At 71.3% G+C, this 1,687-nt stretch carries 3 protein-coding genes; all 3 read right to left on the bottom strand.

Features of this window, described 5'->3' with window-relative positions:
• Window positions 1-32: 32 nt before the first annotated feature.
• Window positions 33-191: a hypothetical protein gene (locus ABZ374_RS48465; RefSeq protein WP_360325232.1), complete on the bottom strand. Its 159-nt coding sequence runs from the start codon at window positions 189-191 to the stop codon at window positions 33-35.
• Window positions 188-766, bottom strand: a complete 579-nt coding sequence (locus ABZ374_RS48460) for a hypothetical protein (RefSeq protein ID WP_360325229.1) — start codon at window positions 764-766, stop codon at window positions 188-190. The genes ABZ374_RS48465 and ABZ374_RS48460 overlap by 4 nt, the downstream gene beginning before the upstream one ends.
• A partial coding sequence (locus tag ABZ374_RS48455; protein ID WP_360325226.1) for a phiSA1p31-related protein occupies window positions 759-1,687 on the bottom strand: 929 nt, incomplete at its 5' end. The genes ABZ374_RS48460 and ABZ374_RS48455, both read right to left, overlap by 8 nt.

Below are 1,687 nucleotides of genomic sequence, written 5' to 3'. Positions count from 1 at the left end.
GGTCGGGGTGGCCAGGCGTTCGGCTACGAGGCTCACTCGTCGTCTCCCTCGTCCAGGTAGCGGGGCCCGGGGCATGCCGGGCAGTCCAGGGCCGGCTCGGCGAGGTACACGCCGGTGTCGTGGCAGGTGCGGCAGGTGGGCCCGGGGGCCGCCGCCCCGGGGGGCGGGACGGCGGCGGTCGGGGCGGTCACGCGGTGGCCTCTGCGGCGGGAACAGGCCGCGGGGCCGGGGTCAACGGGCCACGCGCCAGGACGTCCGCCAGGAACTCCGGCACCGACATCGTCGTACCGCCCGGCTCCTCGACCCGCCACATCAGCGGCTCGTCGTACTGCCAGTCCCCGCGGTGCTCCCAGTAGGCGCCCGCCTCGTCGACATACGTCAGGTGCAGGTGGAACAGGCCGACGTCGGTGACATGGCAGGGCTCGGCGGCGTTGTCGTCGAACACCTCGCCGATACGGCCGTTGCGCCACCAGTCCTGAAGGTCCAGGCCGGAGGCGGTGATGACCCGGCCGCCGCGCTGCTCGATCACGACGTGCGTGGTTTCGCGCACCCAGGCGGGCATCTCCGCTGCGGCCTGCAACCGCTCTGCCTTCGCGCGGATCACTCCGTGCAGGCGGTCGATCTCGGTGGCCATCCGGGTTGCGACGTTCCGCAGGTCCTCGACGTCGGAGACCGAAGCGGCCCGCCTGCGGCGGCACTTCTCCAGGACCCGGCCGGCGCGCTCCGCCGACCTCGTGTGCCACCCACGCGTCTGCTTCTCAGGCATGGGCACCGCCCCGGGTCGCGACGGTCGGCCGCAGGTGCCGAAGAGGTTCGTCGTACAGCCCGATCAGCGACGCCATCGAGTCGCTCGCTGCCGCCGGATCCGCCTGGTCCTGCACCGACGGGTCCGTCAGGCACACCACCTGCGGCGAGCCGTCCTCGTCCCACGTCCCGAGCCACCGCCAGTGGTCACCGGAAGGGTCGCGGTAGTCCCTGGTCAGGTCGTACAGGACGCCCTTGTGGCGCCACGCGGGAGTGAGGTTCGCGGGCGGGGCTTCGACCGCCGGGATCGCGCGGTGCAGGTCGTACCGGCGGATCCCGTCCACCGCCGCGTGACACGACCACATGTAGCGCCAGTCATGAGCCCGCAAGTCCCAGTCCCCGGTGCCCCGGAACCGGAACGTGTCAGCCTCCGCCGTGCCCTCCGGCTGGTACCTGAACTGGTGCATGGCATGCCGCGCACCCTCTTCGGTGGTGGTGTCGTAGTGCGTCCAGAAGCCGTTGATCTCCGACTCCCACACCGCCGTCACACCAGGCCAGTAGGGCTCGGACTTCGCCAGGTACTCGGCGACGCGCTTCTCGAACAGCTCCGAGGCGAACGACACGACCGGCTCGCCGGACGCGACGACCTTCTCCTCCCAGTAGTCGAAGTTCGGGCCGTTGCCGGACGACTGACGGATCAGGTCGAACATGTCCACGGTCGGCACGACGGAGAACACGTAGGTGCCCACGGACCCGTTGATGGCGAGCTTGTGCGGCCAGGTGGTCAGCGACCACCAGTCGTGGCTGCCGTCCGGGTCGGCGAACCGCAGGTGCCGGTACAGGCCGTCGTCGTGCAGGACGGTCATCTCGTGCTCGGCCGTCTCGCGGGCGAAACGGGCGGCGATGTCCTCGGTGCTCACGCGGCACCGCCCGACTCGGCCGC

The organism is Embleya sp. NPDC005971 (assembly GCF_040629175.1).
Lineage (GTDB): Bacteria > Actinomycetota > Actinomycetes > Streptomycetales > Streptomycetaceae > Embleya.
Note: the sequence above shows the minus strand (reverse complement) of the source record. Positions and strands in the feature narration are given on the sequence as shown.